Annotated in this window: 24 protein-coding genes and 1 tRNA gene; 6 read left to right on the plus strand and 19 right to left on the minus strand. The window is 62.5% G+C overall.

Translation table 11 applies throughout. The features are described 5' to 3' along the window. Window positions 1–63: 63 nt before the first annotated feature. Together J2858_RS11945 and lipB are read right to left on the minus strand one after the other, a co-directional pair. Window positions 64–1005, minus strand: a complete 942-nt coding sequence (locus J2858_RS11945; RefSeq protein WP_245365732.1) for a DMT family transporter — start codon at window positions 1003–1005, stop codon at window positions 64–66. A gap of 76 nt (window positions 1006–1081) precedes the next feature. Beyond that, window positions 1082–1822 carry a lipoyl(octanoyl) transferase LipB gene (lipB, locus tag J2858_RS11950; protein WP_210105027.1) on the minus strand — a complete coding sequence of 247 codons (741 nt, stop codon included), beginning with the start codon at window positions 1820–1822 and terminating at the stop codon, window positions 1082–1084. 199 nt (window positions 1823–2021) lie between these two features. Here lipB and J2858_RS11955 point away from each other — a divergent pair. After that, window positions 2022–2106, plus strand: a tRNA-Leu gene (locus J2858_RS11955). A gap of 105 nt (window positions 2107–2211) precedes the next feature. On the opposite strand, the gene J2858_RS11960 is transcribed toward J2858_RS11955, so the two are convergent. The 8 genes from J2858_RS11960 to J2858_RS11995 all read right to left on the minus strand — a co-directional run bounded on the left by J2858_RS11960 (window position 2212) and on the right by J2858_RS11995 (window position 10688). Continuing rightward, window positions 2212–2457 (minus strand): hypothetical protein, encoded by a 246-nt coding sequence (locus tag J2858_RS11960; protein ID WP_210105028.1) that lies wholly within the window; start codon window positions 2455–2457, stop codon window positions 2212–2214. A gap of 120 nt (window positions 2458–2577) precedes the next feature. Further along, window positions 2578–4542 carry a 3-hydroxyacyl-CoA dehydrogenase NAD-binding domain-containing protein gene (locus J2858_RS11965; RefSeq protein WP_210105029.1) on the minus strand — a complete coding sequence of 655 codons (1965 nt, stop codon included), beginning with the start codon at window positions 4540–4542 and terminating at the stop codon, window positions 2578–2580. Window positions 4543–4552: 10 nt separating this feature from the next. Continuing rightward, window positions 4553–4948: a RidA family protein gene (locus J2858_RS11970; protein WP_210105030.1), complete on the minus strand. Its 396-nt coding sequence runs from the start codon at window positions 4946–4948 to the stop codon at window positions 4553–4555. A 16-nt stretch (window positions 4949–4964) separates the two neighbouring features. Then, window positions 4965–6155, minus strand: a complete 1191-nt coding sequence (locus tag J2858_RS11975; RefSeq protein ID WP_210105031.1) for an acyl-CoA dehydrogenase family protein — start codon at window positions 6153–6155, stop codon at window positions 4965–4967. A 4-nt stretch (window positions 6156–6159) separates the two neighbouring features. Beyond that, window positions 6160–7002 (minus strand): enoyl-CoA hydratase family protein, encoded by an 843-nt coding sequence (locus J2858_RS11980; protein WP_210105032.1) that lies wholly within the window; start codon window positions 7000–7002, stop codon window positions 6160–6162. Between the two features lie 67 nt (window positions 7003–7069). Then, complete coding sequence (locus tag J2858_RS11985; RefSeq protein WP_432443343.1) at window positions 7070–7549, minus strand: cupin domain-containing protein; 480 nt, start codon at window positions 7547–7549, stop codon at window positions 7070–7072. 7 nt (window positions 7550–7556) lie between these two features. Further along, window positions 7557–8354: an SDR family NAD(P)-dependent oxidoreductase gene (locus tag J2858_RS11990; protein ID WP_210105033.1), complete on the minus strand. Its 798-nt coding sequence runs from the start codon at window positions 8352–8354 to the stop codon at window positions 7557–7559. Between the two features lie 9 nt (window positions 8355–8363). Then, window positions 8364–10688, minus strand: coding sequence for a bifunctional salicylyl-CoA 5-hydroxylase/oxidoreductase (locus J2858_RS11995; RefSeq protein ID WP_210105034.1), 2325 nt, complete (start codon window positions 10686–10688; stop codon window positions 8364–8366). Between the two features lie 266 nt (window positions 10689–10954). On the opposite strand from J2858_RS11995, the gene J2858_RS12000 reads away from it, so the two are divergent. Further along, window positions 10955–11383, plus strand: a complete 429-nt coding sequence (locus tag J2858_RS12000) for an OsmC family protein (RefSeq protein ID WP_210105035.1) — start codon at window positions 10955–10957, stop codon at window positions 11381–11383. A 21-nt stretch (window positions 11384–11404) separates the two neighbouring features. Here the strand turns inward: J2858_RS12000 and J2858_RS12005 are convergent, their stop codons facing one another. Beyond that, window positions 11405–11902: a BON domain-containing protein gene (locus J2858_RS12005; protein WP_210105036.1), complete on the minus strand. Its 498-nt coding sequence runs from the start codon at window positions 11900–11902 to the stop codon at window positions 11405–11407. A 62-nt stretch (window positions 11903–11964) separates the two neighbouring features. Then, the gene (locus tag J2858_RS12010) at window positions 11965–12462 is read right to left on the minus strand and encodes a peptide deformylase (RefSeq protein ID WP_210105037.1); all 498 of its coding nucleotides are present in this window, start codon (window positions 12460–12462) and stop codon (window positions 11965–11967) included. Window positions 12463–12731: 269 nt separating this feature from the next. Here J2858_RS12010 and mgtE point away from each other — a divergent pair, with 269 nt between their 5' ends. After that, window positions 12732–14147, plus strand: a complete 1416-nt coding sequence (mgtE, locus tag J2858_RS12015; protein ID WP_210105038.1) for a magnesium transporter — start codon at window positions 12732–12734, stop codon at window positions 14145–14147. A 119-nt stretch (window positions 14148–14266) separates the two neighbouring features. After that, window positions 14267–14653, plus strand: coding sequence for a MerR family transcriptional regulator (locus J2858_RS12020; protein ID WP_210105039.1), 387 nt, complete (start codon window positions 14267–14269; stop codon window positions 14651–14653). A 69-nt stretch (window positions 14654–14722) separates the two neighbouring features. Here J2858_RS12020 and J2858_RS12025 read toward each other — a convergent pair whose 3' ends face one another. Both J2858_RS12025 and J2858_RS12030 read right to left on the minus strand, forming a co-directional pair. Beyond that, window positions 14723–15682 carry a heparan-alpha-glucosaminide N-acetyltransferase gene (locus tag J2858_RS12025; protein WP_245365939.1) on the minus strand — a complete coding sequence of 320 codons (960 nt, stop codon included), beginning with the start codon at window positions 15680–15682 and terminating at the stop codon, window positions 14723–14725. 166 nt (window positions 15683–15848) lie between these two features. Then, window positions 15849–16532: a DUF599 domain-containing protein gene (locus tag J2858_RS12030; RefSeq protein WP_210105041.1), complete on the minus strand. Its 684-nt coding sequence runs from the start codon at window positions 16530–16532 to the stop codon at window positions 15849–15851. Between the two features lie 559 nt (window positions 16533–17091). Here J2858_RS12030 and J2858_RS12035 point away from each other — a divergent pair. Beyond that, window positions 17092–18489, plus strand: a complete 1398-nt coding sequence (locus J2858_RS12035; protein WP_210105042.1) for an L-serine ammonia-lyase — start codon at window positions 17092–17094, stop codon at window positions 18487–18489. 51 nt (window positions 18490–18540) lie between these two features. Then, on the plus strand, window positions 18541–18978 hold the full coding sequence (locus tag J2858_RS12040; RefSeq protein WP_210105043.1) for a DUF1489 family protein: 438 nt from the start codon (window positions 18541–18543) through the stop codon (window positions 18976–18978). Between the two features lie 110 nt (window positions 18979–19088). On the opposite strand, the gene J2858_RS12045 is transcribed toward J2858_RS12040, so the two are convergent. From J2858_RS12045 to J2858_RS12065, 5 genes are all read right to left on the minus strand, one after another. Next, the gene (locus tag J2858_RS12045; protein ID WP_210105044.1) at window positions 19089–19358 is read right to left on the minus strand and encodes a hypothetical protein; all 270 of its coding nucleotides are present in this window, start codon (window positions 19356–19358) and stop codon (window positions 19089–19091) included. 88 nt (window positions 19359–19446) lie between these two features. Further along, window positions 19447–20871, minus strand: coding sequence for a D-alanyl-D-alanine carboxypeptidase (locus tag J2858_RS12050; RefSeq protein WP_210105243.1), 1425 nt, complete (start codon window positions 20869–20871; stop codon window positions 19447–19449). A gap of 457 nt (window positions 20872–21328) precedes the next feature. Beyond that, window positions 21329–21937: a transglutaminase-like cysteine peptidase gene (locus tag J2858_RS12055; RefSeq protein ID WP_210105045.1), complete on the minus strand. Its 609-nt coding sequence runs from the start codon at window positions 21935–21937 to the stop codon at window positions 21329–21331. A gap of 71 nt (window positions 21938–22008) precedes the next feature. Then, on the minus strand, window positions 22009–22269 hold the full coding sequence (locus J2858_RS12060; RefSeq protein ID WP_210105046.1) for a hypothetical protein: 261 nt from the start codon (window positions 22267–22269) through the stop codon (window positions 22009–22011). 178 nt (window positions 22270–22447) lie between these two features. Then, a complete protein-coding gene (locus J2858_RS12065; protein ID WP_210105047.1) occupies window positions 22448–23053 on the minus strand; it encodes a PilZ domain-containing protein in 606 nt (201 codons plus the stop codon). Window positions 23054–23076: the final 23 nt, after the last annotated feature.

The raw sequence follows: 23076 nt of genomic DNA on the forward strand, positions 1-23076 counted from the left end.
ATTCTTAAAAAGTTTGTGGCATGCGGGGCCGGGCGGCTCAAGCGCAAAGCACCCGGAGCGCGGTCACGCTGGCGCCAGCGTGCGTCTGCTCTGGACACGCTCGCGCCAGATGATGAACAGGCCCGACGCCACGATGACGGCAATGCCGAGCCATTTGGAGGGCGTCGGAAAATCGGCAAACAGCAGGTAGCCGAGCACGGTTGCCGAAATGATCTCGAAATACTGGAAGGGTGCCAGAAGCGATACCGAGGCCATGCGGAAGGCGCGCACGACGAGCAGGTGCACATAGCCTGACAGCGAGCCGAGGATGATGAGAAGGATGAGGCCGAGACCGGAGGAGGGCAGCGACATTTCGAAATCCGCAATGCCGGCGGCATTGCCGGCAACAAGCACGATGCCCATGAACAGCGTGCCGCCGACGCCCGACATCATCTGCATGGTAAGCGGCGAATCGCCATTCCCCAGCGCCCGGTTCAAGAACAGATAGAGCGTAAAGAGAAAGGCGCAGGCGACCGGCAGAAGCGAGGTCCAGCCGAAAATCTCGAAGCTCGGCTGGATCACGATCATCGCGCCGCCGAAACCGACGAGAATGGCAAGCCAGCGCCGCCATCCGACCTTTTCGCCCAAGAAGAGCGCTGACATCATCGTCAGCATGAAGGGCTCGACGAAATAGATGGCAAAGACATCCGCCAAAGGCATGTATTTGACGGCGGTGAAGAAGAGGAGGCTTGCTGCCGCATGCAGGGCCCCGCGCAGCATGTTCATCCACGGCCGCTGCACTTTAGAAAACCCACCCACCGTCCAGAAGAACAGCGGCGCCAGCACCACAAGCTGCACGAAGAACCGATAGAAGGTGACCTGTCCCGGCGACATGGTTTCAAACGTTGCCATGTATTTGGCAATCGCATCCATCATCGGCAGGATGACCATGCAGCAGGCCATCAGCGCCATGCCCTTCACGGATCGGTCGGAGGAGAGGGGCGTCTTCACGGCGGCAGCGGGCATGGCATATTTCCTGTGGCTGTCCGTTCAACCACGGGTGGGATGGCAAGGCAAGGCGCAGCCGCGCCACCCGATGCGCTCAAACCGCCACGCCCAAAGGCAAGGCTTCACTCACCGTCTGCCCGAACACCTCCTCAAACGCCTCTCGAAGCCGGACATCGACATCCGTCATCAACACCAGCATGCCGAGATCTTCCAGGCTGGTCACGCCATAGGCGGAAATCCCGCAGGGCACGATGCCGGAAAAATGCGAAAGATCCGGATCGACATTGATCGACAGGCCGTGAAAGCTCACCCAGCGGCGCAGGCGGATGCCGAGCGCCGCGATCTTGTCCTCCGCCTGCGTGCCATTCGGCAGAAGCGGCTTTTCCGGCCGGCGCACCCAGACGCCCACGCGATCCTCACGCCGCTCGCCGCGCACGTTCATCTTTTCCAGACAGCGGATGATGACCTCCTCAAGGCCTGCCACATAGGCGCGGACATCCTGGCGGCGACGCTTCAGATCCAGCATCACATAGGCCACCCGCTGGCCGGGACCGTGATAGGTGTATTCGCCACCGCGGCCGGTGGCAAAGACCGGGAATCGGTCGGGCTCGATGAGATCTCCGGCATCGGCGCTTGTGCCGGCCGTGTAGAGCGGCGGATGCTCCAAAAGCCACACCAGTTCATCCGCACGCCCCTCGGCAATGGCCGCCACTTCCGCTTCCATGACGGCAAGCGCCTCCTCGTAAGGCACGGGAGAATCGGAAATGCGCCAGCGAACGGCGGGAGAGCCATCCTTCGGCAGCATGGACAAGTTGAGATCGGTACGCTCGGGCATGGGAGACTCGTTGATGCGAAACAGGATTGTCGAAGGGCGGACACTATCCACAGGCACGGAAGCCCGCAAATCATGGCTTTCGCTATATAGGCATTCTTCCGCGAATTTTATCTTTCAAAAAACTGTCACGGCACACTTGCGTCGGCCAAATCCCTTTGCTAGATGCTCCCTCGCCGGCAACAAACCGGCCTACCACGATGCGGTCGTGGCGGAATTGGTAGACGCGCAGCGTTGAGGTCGCTGTGGGGCAACCCGTGGAAGTTCGAGTCTTCTCGACCGCACCAAAAGAACCCGGCGCAAGCCGGGTTTTTTGTTGTCTGGCAATATTTTACGGGCGGACCTGCACTTCGGTTGAGAAGTGCCATCCAGCCTGGCGCGGTCTCACTCTCTCAAGGCTGAGAGCGGCGGAAGCGGGTGACCAGACGCACGGTGTGGTCCGGCTGGACCTCATAAAGCTCCTCGTAGCGGTTGAGGAATTCGTCGCGCACCTCGCGGCTGAAGGAACTGCCGACGGGATAGGGCACGATGGGTGAGCGGCCGCCATAGGTGAGGCTGTTCGGAAAAGGCTCAAGAACGCTTTGCTGCGTGCTGCACCCGGCCAGAAGCCCCAGCACAAGAATCATCCGTATTTTCATCGCTGCACTCCGCATGCGCCACGAATGCGCTTTTGCGGCGAATGGTTCCCGGCCGCAAGCGGAAGATTGGCTCAGGAAGCTGACGGCGGCGGTTGAAGGAGCAGCAGAGCACTGCCCCGGTTACAGGCCTGCGGCAAACATCGGGCCGCCTTTGTGGGCGGGAAAACCGTAGCCATTGATCATCACGAGATCGATATCGCTTGCGCGGGCGGCGATGCCTTCGGCAAGGAGCGCCCGTCCTTCGTCCGCCATCGCCGCAAGCAGGCGTGACAGAATCCCTTGCGGAGTAAAGGTTTTCGGCGTGATTGCCTTTGCTGCCCGGCAGGTCTCGATGATGGCGGTGACCTCCGGGTCGACGAGGCGTTGTCCCGCCTCATAGCGATACCATCCGCGCCCGACCTTCTGGCCAAGGCGGCCCGCCTCGCAGAGGCGGTCGGCAATGTCCACATAGCGCTCGGCCGGATTGCGGCTCGCCGCCTGCCGCTTGCGGCGTTTCCAGGCGATCTCAAGGCCGGCCATGTCATAGACCGCGAACAGGCCCATCGGGAAGCCGTAGTCTTCCAGCACCGCGTCGATCTCGTGCGGCGCTGCACCGTCCTCGATCAGATACTCGGCTTCGCGGCGATAGGCGGAAAAGATTCGGTTGCCGATAAAGCCTTCGGTGACGCCGGCAACGACGGCGAGCTTTTTCAGGCGTCGCGCAAAGGCAAGCCCCGTTGCCAGCACATCGGGCGCAGTATCCTTGCACCACACCACCTCGACCAGCCGCATCACATGCGCTGGCGAGAAGAAATGCAGGCCGAGCACGCGGGCAGGGTGGGCGGTTGTCGCGGCAATCTCATCCGGGTTCAGATAGCTGGTATTGGTGGCGAGAATGGCATCGGGCCGCAGCACCTTATCCAGCCGGCGAAAGAGATCGGTCTTCACGTCGAGATCGTCAAACACCGCCTCGACGACGAGATCAGCGCTCACAAGGCCCTGATCCTCCGCCGTCACCGTCAGCCGCGCCGCCTGTTCCTCACCCTCAGCCGCGGTCAGACGACCGGATTTGACCGAGCGCTCGATGAGCCCCAGAATGCGCTCGCGGCCCTTTTCCGCAGCCTCGTCGTTCTGGTCGAGCCCGATGACCGTATAGCCGGCGGCAAGCGCTGCCACGGCAATCCCGCTTCCCATCAGACCGAGGCCCGCAATCCCGATGGTGGAGAGCGTGCGGGGCATGACGCCCTCCAGCGCCTCCACCTTGCCTGCCTGTCGCTCGGCAAAGAAGACATGGGAGAGCGCCTTTGCCTGATCGCTGTCGCGAAGCGCGAGGAACGTCGCGCGCTCGCTCTGCAGGCCTTCATCGAGCGAAAGCTCGCTGCTTTGCCGCACCAGGTCGACGGCCTTTGCCGGGGCGTTCTGGCCGCGCGCCTTGGCGAGCAGTTTTTCGGCGACGGCCTCGAAAGCCTGCACGTCGAAGGCAGGCACGGGACGCGAGCCGGTGCGCCGCAGCGATTTTCCGGATGATTGCTGGACAAGGGTGCAGGCGGCGTCCAGCAGATCGTCCGTCACCACCTGATCGAGGATGCCAAGTGTCAGGGCCTCATCGGCCTTGATCGTGCGGCCGCTTGCGACGAGATCGACGGCTGCGAGCGCACCGACGAGGCGCGGAAGCCGCTGCGTGCCGCCGGCGCCCGGCACGAGACCAAGCTTCACTTCCGGCAGGCCTAAGCTGACCTGGGGCAGGGCGATGCGGTGGTGGCAGGCGAGCGCCACTTCCAGCCCGCCACCGAGTGCTGCCCCATTCAAGGCGGCAACCATCGGCTTGTCATGCGCCTCCAGCGCCGCCACCACATCCGGCAGGATAGGATCGACCGGCGGCTTGCCGAACTCGCGGATATCGGCGCCGCCGATGAAGATCTTTCCCGCACCGGTCAACACAAGCCCGACAATTTCGGCATGGCTGGCTGAAAAGTCGAGCGCCGCCATCAGCCCTTGCCGCACCGCGGCGCCGGTTGCATTCACCGGCGGATTGTCGATGGTGACGACAAGCACGCCCTGCATGACAGAGCCGGAGACGGTGGCGGAAAAGGTGATATCCGGCATGAAGACGTCCTTATTCGGGAATGACGGCGATTGCCTGGATCTCGATCTTGGCGCGGTCTTCGATGAGCGCCACCACCTGGACGGCCGCCATGGCGGGGAAATGCCGCCCGATCACCTCGCGATAGACCTGGCCGATGCCTTTGAGGTTGGCGAGATAGTCGGCCTTGTCGACAAAATACCAGGTCATCGTGGTGATGTGCTCGGCCCGCCCGCCGGCTTCGGAAAGAACCGCCATGATGTTTTGCAGGGTCTGGCGCACCTGATCGACCAGATCGTCGCTTTCGAAGACGCATTGACTGTTCCAGCCGATCTGGCCACCGACATAGACCTGGCGGCCGGTGGCGGACATGCCATTGGCATAGCCGATCGGTTTGGCCCAGCCTTCCGGCTGCAGGATTGTGTGCATGGCATTGGTCTCCAGGTCAGGCGTTCTTCAACAGTTCGCGGGCAATGATGAGTTTCTGCACTTCCGTGGCGCCCTCGTAGATGCGCAGCGCCCGGATTTCGCGGTAGAGTTTTTCGGTGATCTCGCCGACCCGGACACCGCGCCCGCCGAACATCTGCACGGCGCGATCAATGACCGTCTGGGCATTTTCGGTGGCGACCATCTTGGCCATCGCCGCTTCTTTGGTCGCGACCAGCTTTTGCACGTCGCGGCGCCAGGCGGCGCGGTAGGTGAGGAGGGCGCCGGCATCGATCGCAGCGGCCATGTCGCCAAGCGCTGCCTGCGTCAATTGCAGGTCGGCAAGCTTGGCCCCGAACATGTTGCGCGCCTTGGCGTGAGCGAGGGCCTCAAAGAGCGCTCGGCGCGCAAATCCGAGCGCTGCTGCGGCAACGGACGCGCGAAAAATGTCGAGCGTGCGCATGGCGATCTTGAAACCTTCGCCGGACGCGCCGAGCAGCCGGTCTGCCGGAATGCGACAGGCATCGAAGCGGATGGTGGCGAGGGGATGCGGCGCCATCACATCGATACGCTCGGCAATCGAAAAGCCGGGATCATCGGCATAGACAACGAAGGCGGAAATGCCGCGTGTTCCCGGCGCTTCGCCGGTGCGGGCAAAGACGGTGTAGACGTCCGCGATGCCGCCGTTGGAAATCCAGGTTTTTTCGCCGTCGAGCACATAATGGTCGCCATCGCGACGGGCGGCGCAGGCCATGGCCGCCACGTCAGAACCGGCCTCTTTTTCCGACAAAGCAAAGGCGGCGATCCATTCGCCGCTCTGCGCCTTTGGCAGGACGGTCGCCTTCAGCGCATCCGAGCCGGAGAGGCCGATGGCGCCGGTGCCGAGCCCCTGCATGGCGAAGGCAAAGTCGGCAAGACCATCGTGAAACGCCAGCGTCTCGCGCGTGAGGCAGACCGCGCGACTGTCGATTGCGGCCCGGCCTCCCGAGCCCGTTGCGGCATCGAGGAGGCCCGCTTTGCCGAGATCGCGCACGAGCGCTCGGCAGGCACCGTCGGTGTCGGCATGGTCGATGGCGGCAAGCGTGCCGGTGGCGGCATAGGTATCGAGCTTTGCAACAAGAGCACGGTGGCTCTCGTCAAAGAACGGCCAGTCCAAATGGTCGCGCGAGGGTGGGGCAGTGGGGAGACCGCCGGAAGCGTGCTCTGCCATTGCCTCAATTCCCCTCGAAAGCGGGCTTGCGCTTTTCCGCAAAGGCTTCGAAGGCGCGACGGAAATCATGCGTGGCCATGCAGATCGCCTGGGCCTGCGCTTCCGACTCGATCAACTCGTCGAGGCCCATGGCCCATTCCTGGTTCAGCATGGTCTTGGTCATGGTGTGGGCAAACCAAGGGCCGTCAGCCAGCGATCGCGCGAGCTTCTGCGCCTCGGCCTCCAGATCTTCTGCCGGATAAAGGCTGTTGTAAAAGCCCCAGGCATGGCCCTCGGCGGCGCTCATGGTGCGACCGGTAAACAGGAGTTCCGCCGCGCGCCCCTGTCCGATCAGGCGCGGAAGAATGCCGCAGGCGCCCATGTCGGCGCCGGCCAATCCGACGCGGGTAAAGAGGAAGGCGGTTCTGGCCTCCGGCGTTGCGAGCCTCAAATCGGATGCCATGGCGAGAATGGCACCGGCACCGGCGCAGATGCCATCGACCGCGGCGATGATCGGCTGCGGGCATTTGCGCATGGCCTTCACCAGATCGCCGGTCATGCGGGTGAAGGCGAGAAGATCCGGCATTGCCATCTTCGTCAGCGGCTCGATGATGTCGAACACGTCGCCACCGGAGGAAAAATTGCCGCCGGCACCGGTCAGCACGACGCAGCGCACGTCAGAGGCATCCGCCAGCGCGCGGAAAAGGTCACGCATCTCCCGGTAGCTCTCGAATGTCAGCGGGTTCTTGCGCTCCGGCCGGTTGAGACGGACGGTGGCGACGCGGGTTTCTTCATCAAGGTCCCAGAGGAAATGCTCCGGCCGGTAGTCGCTGAAACTGCGTTTCGTCTCTTGCATCGCATTGCCCATCTCGTCTCCTCCCGAAAGCGTTCTGAAGTCCGGCCGCGATGTCTCGCAGCCGGGCATTGTCCGTCTGTCAGTCGTTCGCCTCCGGCGGAAGGAAGTCGACCTCATGGTCCGCAGACAGTTTTACGATCGCCTCGACATCCGTCATCTGGTCAAGGCCGATGAACAGCTGCTCCAGCTTGCCCGCCGGTGCCACCCAGAACAGCGCACGGCAGGGCTTGTCGGATTTATTGAAATAGCCATGCGGCACACCGCGCGGCATGCGCACAAGATCGCCGGCTCGCGCCTTCGTCCATTCTCCGTCGAGCTTCAGATCGAGTTCGCCCTCCTGCACCAGGATGAACTCGTCCTGGTTGGGGTGGATATGGACCGGCACGTATTGGCCCGGCTCGCTATTGGTCTCGAAGGCAAAGGTGTCGTCGCAGACAGCCTTTGGAAAATACACCTGGCCCAATATGTTCCAGCTTACACCTTTGTACCCACTGCCGTTTTCAGTAATGCCCTTTTCCAGCGTCATCGCAGGCTCCCAGCTTTCGTTCCCATTGCCCATGACGAGTTCATCCCGCCATGATTTCCCCGCCGGCAACCGCGATCGCCTGTCCGGTCACGGACTGGGCCGATGGTGACGCCAGCCACAGAACGGCGTCTGCGACCTCCTCCGGCGTCACCAGCCGCCCCTGCGGATTATGCCTGGTCAGCTCCTTCAGCGCCTCCTCAGGCGTGCGGCCGGTCTTTTGAACGATGGTGTCCAGCGCGCCGCGCACCAGCGGCGTATCGGTAAAGCCGGGGCAGACTGCGTTGACGGTGACGCCGGTGCGGGCAAGTTCCAACGCAAGCGCGCGCGTGAGGCCGACGACGCCATGCTTTGCCGCCACATAGGCGGAGACATAGGCATAGCCGGTGAGGCCCGCCGTCGAGGCGATGTTGATGATGCGGGCGCCGTTCCCCTTTGCCTTGAGATCGGCAAGAACCGCCTGAGTGACGGAAAAGACCCCCGTCAGATCCACCGAAAGCACGTGGTTCCACATATCGAGCGAGGTCTTTTCGAATGCGGCCGTCGGTGCTTCTCCGGCATTGTTGATCAAAATATCGACAGGGCCGAAGCGGGAGCGGGCGGTTTCCAGACAGGCGGCGATGGCTGCCGGATCGGTGACGTCGAAGCCCGGCAGAGCAAGGGTTCCTTCTCTGCCCAGCTGTGCCGACAGGTTTTCGAGCGGCTCGGCGCGACGCCCTGCCAGCGTGACATGAGCGCCGGCACCGACAAGCGCTTTCGCAATGGCCGCACCGATGCCGGAGCCGGCACCGGTCACGCATGCGTGGCGGCCAAGAAGCCGACCGGTCGAAACCTCTGCCACGACCACCTCCTATTTGCCGGCGGGCGCGGGCTGGGCCGCACGCGCAAGATTGGTCTCGTACTGACGCTTGCCGGAAAAATACTGCTTCGGCCAGGCAACGGAGGTGAGCCCGATCCGTGCTGCCTCGTGCAGAACCCAGGCGGGATCGGCGAGATGCGGGCGGGCCACGGCGCAGAGATCGGCGCGGCCGGCCGAAATGATCGAGTTGGCATGATCGGCCTCGGAGATTGCGCCGACGGCAATCGTCGCAATGCCCACCTCGTTGCGGATCTTGTCGGAAAACGGTGTCTGGAACAGCCGGCCGTAAACCGGCTTTTCTTCCTTCCACACTTGGCCGGAGGAGCAGTCGATCACATCGGCGCCGGCCTCCTTGAACATGCGCGCAAAAATCGCTGCATCGTCGGGCGTGTTGCCGCCCTCCGTCCAGTCATGGCATGAGAGACGCACCGAAATGGCCTTGTTATCCGGCCAGACAGCGCGCATTGCCGCAAAGACCTCGAGCGGAAATCGCGCGCGGTTCTCGTGAGAGCCGCCATATTCATCGGTGCGCCGGTTGGTGAGCGGCGACAGGAAGGCCGACATCAGGTAGCCGTGGGCTGCGTGGAATTCCAGCCAGTCGGCACCGGTTTCGGCCGCGCGGCGGGTGGCGGAGACAAAGTCAGCCTTGACCCGGTCCATGTCGGCGCGATCCATCGCCTTCGGCACCGGGCTGTTCGGGAGGTAGGGCAGGGCGGAGGCGGAAATGAGCGGCCAGGCGCCGTCGGAAAGCGGCTGGTCGGCGCCCTCCCAGGCCAGCTTCGTCGAGCCCTTGCGCCCGGCATGGCCGAGCTGAACGCCAACCTTTGCGGCGCTGTTTTGATGCACGAAATCGACAAAGCGCTTCCAGCCCGGGATCTGTTCATCGCTCCAGAGGCCAAGGCAGCCGGGGGTGATGCGGGCATCCGGCGACACGCAGGTCATTTCTGCAAAGACGAGACCGGCGCCGCCCAGCGCGCGGGCACCGAGATGGACGAGATGAAAATCGCCAAGCAGGCCATCTTCCGCCGAATACATCGCCATGGGCGACATGACGATACGGTTCGGCAGCGTCACATCGCGCACCGTATAGGGCGTGAACATCGGCGGCGGCACGGAGCCATTGCTGGCGGCGACGAGACCGGATTGCTCGGCAAACCAGCGCTCATAGCCCTCGAGCCAGGTCTTGTCGCGCAGGCGAAGGTTTTCGTGGCTGATGCGCTGCGAGCGCGTCAGCATGGAATACATGAACTGTTCCGGCGGCAGCGTATCGGCATAACGGGTGCCGACAACCTCGAACCATTCCATGGCATTGCGGGCGGCATTCTGGATGCGCGCGACGTCGACGCGTCGGATCTGCTCATAGACCTCCAGCACGCCCGGGATGGCCGATGTGTCGTGGCCGTGCTTTTCGAACTGGTTGGCAAGCTCGATGGCATCGTCAATGGCCAGCTTGGTGCCGGAACCGATGGCGAAATGCGCCGTGTGGGCAGCGTCTCCCATCAGAACGACATGGGCTTTTCCGTTGAAATGGCTCCACTTGCCGCAGATCAGGCGCGAGAAATTAAGCCAGGCCGAGCCGCGCAGATGGCGCGCATTGGTCATCAGCGGTGCGCCATCCAGAACTTCTGAAAACACGTTCTGGCAGAAATCGATCGAGCCCTGCTGGTCCATCTCGCCGAGCTTGTGGGCCTGATAGGCCTCTTCCGTGGTTTCCACGATGAAGGTCGAGGTGTTTTCGTCGAACTTGTAGATATGCGCCTGGAACCAGCCGTGGTCGGTCTTGCGGAAATCGAAAGTGAAGGCGTCAAACAGCTTGTTGGTGCCGAGCCAGATGTAGCGGTTGGGACGCACCACCATGTCCGGCTCGAAGATGTCCGCATATTTCTGGCGGATACGCGAATTCAGCCCGTCCGAGGCGATGATCAGGTCCGCATCCGGAAAATCCTGATCGCCCGCGACATCCGTTTCGAAGACCAGTTCGACGCCGAGCGCCTCGCAGCGCCGCTGCAGGATATTGAGAAGCTTCTTGCGGCCGATGCCGACAAAGCCGTGGCCCGAGGTGCGCTGGCGGGTGCCCTTGAACAGCACCTCGATATCGTCCCAATGGTTGAAGGCCTGCTTGATTTCGGCGGCACTTTCCGCGTCCCAGGCCTGCATGGAAACCATGGTCGCATCGGAAAATACGACGCCCCAGCCGAAGGTATCGTAGGGCCGGTTGCGCTCCACCACGCGGATATGATGCTCGGGATGAAGCTTCTTCATCAGGAGCGCGAAGTAGAGGCCGGCCGGACCGCCGCCGATACAGACAATGCGCATGTTCCGATTTCCTTCCCAGGGATGACGCGGTGTTCCGTTATTATTTTAGGTTTAAAGTAATAGCCTGCGGCGGCGTCCGTCAAGCTTGAAAATGGTGGGCGAGGGCATGCCGCCCGTTGCCCCTCACAATGGGCGCTGCGGGATTGCGACGCGGTGCGCAGAGGTTGCTTGACGCGGCATGGAAAAGCGGAGGAATAGGAAGGAAACGGGGCAGTCAGGGTGCACCTTTGTCCGCTCCCCGCAAACAGTGTCGACAGGAATGGATCATGGTGGAATTCAAGGTGAAAACGCGGGCGACAGGCTCGACCGCAAGCATGGCCCAGCATGGGCCGGCCTCGCTTGTCACGGAAACAGGCGGGACGCTGGACGTCGTGACCAGCGTGTCCGATCCCGGCTTCAATCCGCTCGACCTGCTCTACTCATCGCTGTCTGCCTGCCTGGTACTCAGCGTCAAGGGCGCCGTGGTGAAGCTGCATCTGCTGGAGAAGTTTTCCGGCGTTCGCGTGCATGTCACGGGACAGAAGGCACCCGAAGGTCCTTCGCGCGTGGCGGAGATTTCGGCCGATATCCAGATCGGCGGAGACTTGAGCGAGGAGGAGCGGCACCAGATCGTGGCGCTCGCCAAGGAACTGTGCACGGTGAGCAACACGCTGGTGCAGACGCCCACCTTCACGGTGACGACGCAGCCGATGTGACACCGGCTGCGCGGGCGGCGATCATTCGTCGTCGGGGATCAGGCTGTCGATACCAAGCAGGGTGAGTTCGTTCACCACACGCGAGACACCCGGCACACGCTTGACATGGGCCACGATCTTGCGCGCCGTCTGGTTGTCGTCCACCTCGCCCTCGATAGTCACAGTGGAGCCGTCGGCGCGGATGTCGATCGTCTCCATGGCAACGATATCAAGCGCTTCGATGGCATCGCTCACGCGTTCCTCGAGGTCGTCACTCTCCTCGGCGCCAAGGGTCGCCGGGGTATTGCCATCCTTGACCGGCTCTTCCTCTCCCGTTTCGTCGACGGTATCGACGCCGTAGCCGCGGTTGCGCTCGCGGTCAAAATTGGCCTTGGCATCGCTATAGGCGGCGTTGCCGACGGGGGCGGCACCGGCGCCGGCCTGGTCCGCATAGGGCCAGCCCTCATCGATATTGCGGGTGTCGTAATCGCGGTAATCTTCTTCGCGGGAGATATCGTTCACGGGCTTTTTCGACGTCATCTGTGGCTCCTCGGTGATTTGGTGCTGCCATAACGTGCGGAGAGGCCGTTGGTTCGATCGCCTTATGCGCGTCCTTCCTTTTCGAAGCGACGGATCAGACGATCGCGTTTCAGCCGCGACAGGCGCTTCAGCCAGAAGATCCCGTCGAGCTGGTCGATCTCGTGCTGGATGCAGGTGGCGAGAAAGCCGTCGGCCTCGTCCTCATGCAGTTCTCCGTCGAGATCGCGGTAGCGCAGACGGATGGCGGACGGGCGCTCCACCTCGTCGGTCATGCCGGGCATCGACACGCTGCCTTCGGTGAAGCGCTGCAGATCGACGGAGCGGGACAGGATTTCCGGATTGACGTGGACGAGAAGCGGCGCTTCCGGCGAAAGCCGGATGACCGAGACCCTCTGCATGACCCCGATATGGGCAGCCGTGATGCCGACGCCCGGCGCCGCCTGCATCGTGTCCAGAAGATCCCCGGCGAGCGCCTTCAGGTCGGCATCGAAGCGGGTGACCGGCGCGCACGGCATCGACAGCCTGGGATCGGGATAGCGAAGAATGGTTCTGACCGTCACGGCAGTTCCTCAGGCGCAAGGCAAGACAGGATCTCGACACCGGCCGCGCATCCCGGTGTCGCATTTCTGTCAGACGGGTTTCGTATGCGTTTGTAAACCGGAACCGGTGTAGAAATCCCATCTGCCGGAGGATTGCACCGGTGTCCAGCACTTGCCGGAAGAACACGGTATCCAATTGTTGACATTCGGTTTTTCAAGGCCATTCTGCGGTTCGCCGTCATCCGTCCCGGGGAAGGCGGCAGAAAGCAGATGCAAGACGAGGGCGCGGCATGACGAATATAGACGAGGACCGCGTTCGCCCGCATGCCGACGAGCGCAATGAGGACATCTACGCCGAGAACGGCTCGATTCGCGCCGATTTCCTGGCCATGGTCGGTGCAGCCATTGCCGACCGCGACCTGCTGTTCCTGCGCCAGAAAGTGGCAAGCCTGCACGAATCCGAACTGGGCGACCTGCTCGAATCGATTCTGCCCGACCAGCGCCTGGCGCTGGTGCGCCTGCTCGGCAATGATTTCGACCTGACGGCGCTGACCGAGGTGGATGAAGCCATCCGCCTCGAGATCGTCGACCAGATGCCGAATGCGCAGATCGCCGCCGCCATCGGCGATCTCGATTCGGACGATGCCGTCTACATTCTCGAAGACCTCGACAAGGAGGACCGGGAAGAGATCCTGGCACAGCTGCCGTTTACCGAGCGGGTGCGGCTGCGGCGCGCGCTGGATTATCCGGAAAGCTCGGCCGGCCGGCGCATGCAGACGGAATTCGTCGCCGTGCCGCCGTTCTGGACCGTCGGCCAGACCATCGACTACATGCGCGACGAGGAGGATCTGCCGGAAAGCTTTACCCAGATCTTCGTCATCGATCCCACCTTCAAGCTGCTCGGCATGGTGGATCTCGATCGCATCCTGCGCACCAAGCGGCAGGTGAAGATCGAACAGGTGATGCGCGAGACGAATTACCCGATCCCGGCCGACATGGACCAGGAGGAGGCCGCCCAGCTTTTCGAGCAGTACGACTTGATCTCGGCCGCCGTCGTGGACGACAATGGCAGGCTCGTCGGCGTGCTCACCATCGATGACGTGGTGGACGTGATCCAGGAAGAGGCGGAAGAAGATATCATGCGCCTCGGCGGCGTCGGCGACGAAGAACTGTCCGACACGATTCCGGAAACCTCGCGCTCGCGCGTGCCCTGGCTGCTCGTCAACCTGTTTACCGCGCTGCTTGCCGCCTCCGTCATCTCGCTCTTCGAGGCAACCATCGAACAGATCGTGGCGCTTGCCGTGCTGATGCCGATCGTCGCGGGCATGGGCGGCAACGCCGGATCGCAGACCATGACGGTGACGGTGCGGGCGCTCGCCACGCGCAATCTCGACATTCACAATGCCTGGCGCGTGGTGCGCCGCGAAGCGGGCGTCGGGCTGTTGAACGGCGTCATCTTCGGCATCCTGATCGGGCTTGCCGCCGGCCTCTGGTTTCAGGATGCCAATATCGGCGGCATTATCGCCGCCGCCATGCTGATCAACATGATGGCCGCAGCGCTTGCCGGCATCATGATCCCGCTGCTCCTCGACAAGATCGGCGCCGACCCGGCCGTCTCGTCGGCCGTCTTCGTGACGACCGTCACCGATGTCACCGGCTTCTTTTCCTTCCTCGGTCTTGCCAGCTGGTGGTTTGCCATCAGCTAGCCGGACGGGCCCGGCATGGTCGCGCAACAGCAAGCGCCGCCGGCCAGGAGACAGGACCCCTCAAAATTGACTGTTACGTAAAAGTCAATTAACGTGCTTCCACCAGACAGGATGGCGGCGTGAACAAGTATTATACCATCACGGAACTGACGCGGGAATTCGGGGTCTCGACCCGGACCCTGCGTTTCTATGAGGATGAGGGGCTGATCCACCCGGAGCGGCGCGGTCGCACCCGGCTGTTTCGCATGGCCGATCGCCGACTGATCCAGGAAATCCTGCGCGGTCGCCGCATTGGTTTCACCATTGCCGAAATCCGCGAAATCATCCAGGTCTATCGCGAGCCGCCCGGCGAGCTTGGCCAGCTGAAACTGCTGATGAAGCGCATCGACGAGAAGCGCGACGAGCTTCGCCAGAAGCGCAAGGACATCGATGACACGCTGAACGAACTCGACAATGTCGAGGAGGCCTGCCTGACGCGGCTGGCCGAAATCGGCGTCGGCACCTGATCGGCGCTGAAGGTTCAGCCGAAACGGCTGAACCGCTGTTCGGGTCTAAGCCCGAAATGACATCCGATATCAGCGGCTAATGATCGTGCATTCCTGCGCGATCGACTGAACGCCCGGATCCGTCGCCGGATTGATATCGCCGCGCTGCATCGGCATGAACAGAGATTGCTCGACCAGCTTGTTTGCCGTGCAGTCGCAGAAGCGGTCGCAAAGACCGGCGTCATTGCCTTCCGCCACGCAGGAGCGCGCGCAGCTTTGCGTGTAGCCGACAATTGGATCGACCGCCGGCGCCGGATGGATGAGCGAGGCGAGATAGACGAGACCGATCAGCACCGGCTGGTGAATGAGGTAGAAGGCAAGGCTGTGGCGTCCCGCTTTCGTCAGCAGGTTGTCGCGCTGCTGCCATGCCGCAAGCCGTGCAAACCCGCCATGGTCGCGCAACAGGCCACCGATCGCGACACCCGCCAGCACGGCGGCAAACCAGGGAAAGACCGGGACGAAATCGTTGGAACGCGGGATGGTTTCGGCAAAGCCTGTCCAGGCCAGCAGGCGCGTGTCAAACAGCGGAAAGCTCAAAAGGCCGGGCATGATCCAGGTATCGAGCACCATCGCGATAAACAGGGCGACGGCCAAAAGTCCAGTCAACAGCGGCGGCACCCTGAGGAATGCCAGCGCCAGAAGGCTTGCGAGCGCGATGTGATGCAGGATGCCGAAAAAAATCCACTCCTGCGGCATCGCTATGCGCGTGGCAATGCTGATGACGGCCGCAGCACCGGCCACCAGTAGGAGCCGCTTGCGGAACGAGGGCCAGCGGATGCCTTGGCCATGCGCCAGCAGGAGGCTCAATCCGACCAGCATCAGAAACGAGGTGGCGATCAGCCGGGCATAGATCTTCCACGCCCCTTGCGTCGACGTTCCGACCTCCAGATAGCCGAAGAATTCGAGATCCCAGGTGAAGTGGTAGGAGGCCATGGCAATTAGTGCCACGCCGCGCAATGTATCGATGAGCGGGATACGCGGCGTCCGCAACGGGCCGCCGGAAGCGGCAACCTGCGAAGCGTCGTCATCAAAGGCTGTGGTGGAGGACAAGCGAAATCCTTGGGCGTTTTGACGCGGGCAAAACCGTCCCGGCCTTCCCGACATGAGTGAAGCGATGACGGCAGAGAAAGCCTGCCATGATCCGCCGTGGTACGGCCTATCGATCCATGATCGCCCGGCGCGCCTCGGAGAAAAACTGCCGGCGCAAGAGAACGAAAATGACGAACAGCGTCGATGCGATGAACATATAGGGCCCGATGAACCAACCGAGATAGCCGATGGAGAGAAAAATCGTCCTGAGCCCGGCATTGAAGTGGCGCGCGGCAATTACATTCATGCGGATCACCTGATCGGCGGCACGCTCGGCCGCTGCCGGATCGTGCTGCACCTCATGCGTCATCGGCAGCGCCCCGAAGAGGATGGTGCAGTAGTTGAACAAGCGATAGGACCAGCCGAACTTGAAGAAGGAATAGGCAAACAGCGCCGTCAGGCCTGCGACCTTCGCCTCGAAGGCGGCACGACCGGCATAATCGACAAAGGCAAGGTCGCGGAACACCACGTCGACCCGGTCCGTGGCGCCCAGCAGCGCAAAGCAGCCGCCGATGGCAAAGATGGAGGTCGAGGCGAAGAAAGCCGTGCCGTTCTGCAGACCCGCCATGATCTGCGTGTCGATCATCTTGAGGTCACGCTTCAAGGAATTATAGATCCACTGGCGACGCCTGTCCGCCATCACCTGGTTGAGGCTGCGGCGCGACAGCACCGGCTCACCGCTGGTCAGCCAGGAATAGGTGATCCAGAGGACGGCAAAGAGGGCAAGGGCGACATAGTCGAGCGTTGTCATCGGGTGTCCGTTCGCGAATCCGGCAATGATCTGCATGGCTACAGCATCGATCTCAAAAATCGAAACGGATTTTGAGGACAGGAGCGGGGGATTTTTCGCAGCGGCAGGGTCATCTGCCAAGCCACGCATAATGACCGCACCATCCGGCGACGTAGCCGGTGGATGACCCCGGCCCCGTGCTCAAAACGCAGGAGCCATGCATTTTTCACCGTTGCGAAATGTGAACGCCGTTAATATAGGGTTAAACGCTTGGGGTCACGGTGAGCGTGTGCCCGCAATGGAGACTTCATGGAAGACAGCGTTCAGAAATCCTGCTGGGGCGTGACACTCAAGGCGCTTGCCGGATTTGCCGCCCTCCTGGCACTGGCCTATATCTTCGGACGCATCTGATCGAACGTCGCTCTTTCTTCTCCGGCCCGTGATGGACACGCAAGCTGCCGACATCGGACGCGTCCTGTCGCATCCGTTCCACTGCGTGTCGGCAGGCCGCCGCAATCGTGCCATGACGAAGGTTAGGCTGCGCTCTTGATGACACGCAAGCCCGAAGGGTCCCGAGTTCATGTTCCTCTCCGTATTCGATGTGTTCAAGATCGGCGTCGGCCCCTCCAGTTCCCACACCATGGGCCCGATGTCGGCCGCCAACCGATTTCTCGATCTTCTTCTGTCGGATGACTGGCCCCGCCCGTCCGGCGCGGCTGTCACGCGGCTGAAGGTCAGCCTGCATGGCTCGCTGGCCTACACCGGGATCGGCCATGGCACGGGAAGGGCGGTGATCCTCGGCTTGATGGGAGAGGCGCCCGACCGCGTCGATCCCGATCGTATGGAGGAAATCCTGGCGGAGGTGGACCGCACAGGCCGCGTCACGCCACCCGGTCATCCGCCTTACGCCTTCCAGCCGGAGACGGATCTCGTCTTCGACCGCAAGCAGCCTCTGTCTGGCCATGCCAACGGCATGAGCTTTTCCGCCTTCGACAAGCAGGACCGTCTGCTGGTCAAGCGTATCTATTATTCCATCGGCGGCGGTTTCGTCGTCACCGATACGGAACTTGAGGCCATGCGCGGGCCAAAGGCGCCCTCGCTGGACAAGGTCCCGTATCCCTTCGCCTCGGCCCGCCAGATGCTCGACATGGCGCGCGGCTCCGGCCTGAGCATTGCCCAGATGAAGCGCGCCAACGAACTGACCAAGATGAGTGGTGAGGATCTGGACGCCGGCCTCGACCGGATCTGGGCTGCCATGGCAAGCTGCATCGACCGCGGCCTCAAGGTGGATGGCATCATGCCCGGCGGGCTGAAGGTCAGGCGGCGGGCGAAATCCATCCACGACAAGCTGAATGCCGAATGGCGCAGCAACCGGATGAACCCGCTTCTCGCCAATGACTGGCTGTCGGTCTATGCCATGGCCGTCAACGAGGAAAATGCCGGCGGCGGACGCGTGGTAACCGCCCCGACAAATGGAGCGGCCGGCGTCATTCCGGCCACCATCCGCTATTTCCTGCACTTCCATGAAACGGCCACCACCGAGGACATCCGGACCTTCCTGCTGACGGCCGCCGCCATCGGCGGCATCATCAAGCACAATGCGTCGATTTCCGGCGCCGAAGTGGGCTGTCAGGGCGAGGTGGGGTCTGCAGCGGCGATGGCGGCCGCAGGCCTTGCCGCCGTCATGGACGGATCACCCGAACAGATCGAGAATGCCGCCGAAATTGCGCTGGAGCATCATCTCGGCATGACCTGCGATCCGGTCGCGGGCCTCGTGCAGGTGCCCTGCATCGAACGCAATGCGCTGGGCGCCGTCAAGGCCGTCACCGCCGCTTCGCTGGCGCTGAAAGGGGACGGCTCACATTTCGTGCCGCTCGATGCCGCGATTGAAACCATGCGCCAGACCGGCCATGACATGAGCGAGAAATACAAGGAAACCTCGACGGGCGGCCTTGCCGTCAACGTCGTCGAGTGCTGATGCCGCCTGCTGGGGCTTGACGAGGCGGCGGTTACGGGTTTCAAGCAGGCCATGGCACTCCATCTCATCAAACTCTGCGTCGGCGCAGACTCAATTCAGGACCTGCGCGAGTGGGTGGCGGAACGGGCGCTGTCGGCCATGGCCGCCGGACTTCAGCCACACACCACGCACACCACCCGCATGGTGCCGAAGCGGCTCGATGAACTGCTGGACGGCGGATCGCTCTACTGGGTGATCAAGGGGCAGGTCGCGGCCCGGCAGGTGCTTCTCGACATCACCACCTTCACCGGCGGCGACGGCATTTCCCGCTGCAACCTGGTTCTCGCGCCGGAAGTCATCGAGACGGCGACGCAGCCGAAGCGGCCCTTCCAGGGCTGGCGCTACCTGAAGCCGGAGGATGTTCCGCGCGATCTCGGCACCCTTGGCGAGGATGTCGCCGCCATGCCGGAAGATCTGCGGCGGGAACTGACGGAACTCGGCCTGCTCTGACCAGCTTTGCGCGTTCCCTGCCGGACGTGACCCGCAAGCTTTCCTCTCATGCAAAGAGCCCGCCCAAGGCCGGATTGGCCGTGAGCGGGCTCTGAAGTTTCAGGACACGGTCAGCGCAGCTTGATGTGAACCGGCGCGCGGCCCGAGCGGGATGATACGTGCAGATGGATCTGCGCTTCCGGCTGCGAATGGCGCCAGGCGCGGGCGCCGTGGCACAAAAGCAGGCCGACGAGATCACGCGTCCGCTCCTTCGGCTTGGTGATGCCGATGCTCGCCAGCCGCATCGCGGCTTCATGCAGCGGGTGGAGTGCACCCTGCATCAGCTTTCCCTTGCTGCCCGGGGGCAGATGGAATTCGATGTTATTCTCATTCATCGCCATAACGACCTCGTAACGCAAAACAATCGAGGGTGTGGGGTGCGGGTTTAGCCGCCATGCAGGGCCGGCGGAACCGGCCCGGCACATTGTATTACTGCTGCGACGCCCAGCACTGGACGCCCTTCTTCTTCAAGGCATTGCAGGCATTGACGGCAGATTTCTGATCATCGAAGCCGCCGAAGCGGGCGCGATAGATCTGGCTGCCATTGGTATTGACGGCAACGGCGAACGGCTTGGCAGAGCGAAGGGCAGGGCCTGCCTTGCCGCGGGCCGTTTCGAGAAGGTCCATGGCACGGTCGCGGTCAGGCGACACGCCGATCTGCACGACCCAGCCTTCCGGCGCCGCCTTGGCAACCGACGCGGTCTTTTCAAACGACGGGCGCGTGGAGGCGGTGGTGACGGAATCGGTCTCGACAGGGCTTTCGTCGCGGGACGCCACCTGCGGCGCATAGCCGGTGGCTTGAACCGGTGCGGTGACGGGCGTGCGGGTCATGGCAGCCGTGACGGCGTCTGCGGCGCTGCGGGCCTTGGGCTCTGCGGCATAGGCAGCAGCCCCCGGCATCTTCTCGCTCTGGCGATCGGACGGCATCGGGCCGGCATTCGGCAGGTCGAGCGAGGCGACTGTTTCGGTAGCAGCTGCGACCGCCGGCGAACGGGAGGTGCGCACCGGAACGGGCACGGCGGCTTCGGCCGGCGGGGTGACGCTGCTCGTCTGGGCAATCAGGTTGCTGTTGCCGCCCTGGGAGGCCTTGGGCAGGTAGGTTGCCACGAGCTTGCGCATCTGCGCATCGCGCCAGGCGGTGCTCGATCCGCCGAGAACGACGCCGACGATGGAGCGGCCATTGAGCTGGGCAGAGGTCGTGAGGTTGAAGCCGGCTGCACGCGTATAGCCGGTCTTGATGCCGTCGACGCCCGGCACATTGCCGACCAGGCGGTTATGATTGCCGATGGTCTGGTTGCCGAACTTGAAGACGCGCGTGGAGAAGTAGCCGTAATACTGCGGAAAGTGCTGACGCAGCGCGATGCCGAGACGGGCCTGATCGCGCGCCGTCGTCATCTGCGCGGTGTTCGGCAGGCCGTTTGCGTTGCGATAGGTGGTGCGGGTCATGCCGAGCGCGCGTGCCTTGCTCGTCATCATCTGGGCAAACCGGGCTTCGGAGCCGCCGATCTGTTCGCCGAGCGCCGTTGCCATGTCGTTTGCCGAACGGGTAACGAGGGCAAGAATGGCCTGCTCGACGGTTACGGAACCGCCGGCGCGCACGCCAAGCTTCGAGGGCGGCTCGGCCGCGGCATGCGCTGAAACGGGCACCTTCGAATCAAGCGAAAGCCGGCCGGCCTCCAGCGCCTCGAAGGTGAGGTAGAGCGTCATCATCTTGGTGAGCGACGCCGGGTAGCGCAGCGAATCGGGATCCTCGCTGTACAGAACCTTGCCCGTCTTGGCATCGACGACGATGCCGGCATATTTCGGGTTGGCGGCAGCTGGCTCAAGCCCAAATGCCAGCACCGCAATGATCATAAGGAGAAAACCAACGACCTTGTTGAAAATCGAGGCACCATCCTTCGAGAAGGATGTTGTGTTGACGTCATTCAGCACGGCTGCACTCACTCATTGCATTTCAGTTGTTATTTCCGGGCGCCCCCTCAGCATCCGTTCCGGCCACTTTAGGTGGCTAGCGTTACCAAGTGGTTTATGATGAACAGAGGATTAGGATTTTCGCGTCCGTTTTATCGACCATGTCCGGTGGCCGTCGCTCTGCGCCCCGTCAGAGACGGCAATAGCGGCCTCAATATGATGATGTCCTGATAAACGTCGGAAATGCACAGTCTTCACCGGGAAGAAGGGCCTGCGGCGGCGCGCGCACCGCCTTCAGTGCTGGCCGTCCCGCAGAAAGCAAAGTGTCGTCCAAAATGCAAAAAGGGCCCGCCGCGATAACGGCAGGCCCTTGATGAATGAATTCGGTCGGGACGGGGTCTCAGCGATGGACGCTGCTCACGGCTGTCGCACGGCCATCCTGCAGCTTGACCCAGTTGGCGGGATTGTCCGTCGCCTGACGCTTGAGGAAGGTATATTCGGTCTCGGACCAGAGCATGACCTTGTTGCGCATGTTGTCGAGCACGAAGTCGCCGCGATCGGTGCGCACCGTCAAGACGGCATGACCTTCGCCATTCGGCTGCAGCACGACGGTCATCAGGAGGTTGGAGGGGTTGAATCCCTGGTTGATCAGCATCTTGCGCTTCAAGAGGGCGAAATCCTCGCAATCGCCGACCGTCGTCGGATAGGCCCAGCGCTCCTCGACACCATAGATCTCCTGGTCGGTCATCGGGGCAATCTCAGTGTTGACCGTATAGTTGACCTCAAGGATCGTGCGCCAGCGCTCTTCGGTCAGCGTCAGCGGACCGGTGTCGGCCGTGCGCACCGAGCATTCGCCCGGATTGCTCTGGCAGAATTCATAATGGCCAATCGGGGGATTCGCCTTGCCGGTGATGCGCATGGATCCGGCGAAGGCAAAGGCGGCCTGTGTGGACAGGAAGGTCAGGCAAAGAGCGACAAAACCCGCGCCGATGATCTTTGTGTACGACATGCACATTCTCTCCTTGGACAGGAGGATAATGGCACCGTCGTCTTGATCTTGGACGAAATTGCGCTGTCAAATCAGATGCTTGTTTTAATCAAACTTATCTCGAATTCGGCTAAAGTTTTATCGACCGGGAACCGCAGCCACCGCGCGGTCTCCGCTGGAAACCGGGATGGAATTGGATAAAATTCGATCCTTTTCCCGCTAAGCGCTTGCAGTTTCTGATCAAGCTCGGCCTTCCGATAACGGCACCAGTGGCAGTTTTGCTGGGCTTGGCGCCGTTCGGAGCCGGCGATGTCCATGAATGCACGGTCCATGAGATCGGCTTTTGCGATCATCAAGGCCCTCGGCAACCCTCAAAAAAATGTGCCGGAACAGGATTTTTTTCGCTGAGGCAGGTGCCGCATGGCCGGCATCGGGGCGAGAGATCGCACACACGATGGATGTGGAACGCATCGGTGCCGGCGCAACGCATGGCGCAGGCTGCGGTCGCCTCATCCGGAAACGGCGGAAGGATCAGAGAAAGGCCCGGAGGCTTTCGCGGGTCTGGATGCTTGCGAATTCGATGGCCACGCCTTCGGCGAAATGGCGCACGACGCGACCACGCAGGTGATTGAGCATCACCGGGCTGCCGATCTTCGGCCGCATCTCGATATCGATGGCCGCGCCGGACAGCGACAGGTCGACCAGACGGCACGGGTAGCGACTGCCATCTTCCAGGGTGAGTTCCGCGCGCGTGACGCGTGGGCTCAGGCGATCGTGACGGCGGTCTTCCGGCAGGCCGAGTTCATGGCGGTTGGCAAGCCAGATCAGCTGGGCGGCCAGTTTCTCGCGCTTGCGGCCGGTGGCAATGACCGACATGACGAAGCCGGTATTGTTTAGCTCCAGCACCTTGCCTTCAAGCCGGCCAAGATGATCGATATAGGCGATGATGCGCTCGCCTTCGACAGGGGCGCCAACGCAGGTCATGACCACATCGCCCGGCGACATTTCGGTGACGGTGCAGGGATATTCCTCGTGACTGTCCAGCATCAGGCGGCCCGGCATATTGACCGAGACACGCTGGAAACCGTGCATCGGCATCGGGCGGCTCTGAGATGGGGCGTTCCGGAACGTGAACATCACCGTCCTTCGCAGGGTTCGTC

The organism is Neorhizobium galegae, from assembly GCF_017877135.1.
Classification (GTDB): Bacteria; Pseudomonadota; Alphaproteobacteria; order Rhizobiales; family Rhizobiaceae; genus Neorhizobium; species Neorhizobium galegae_A.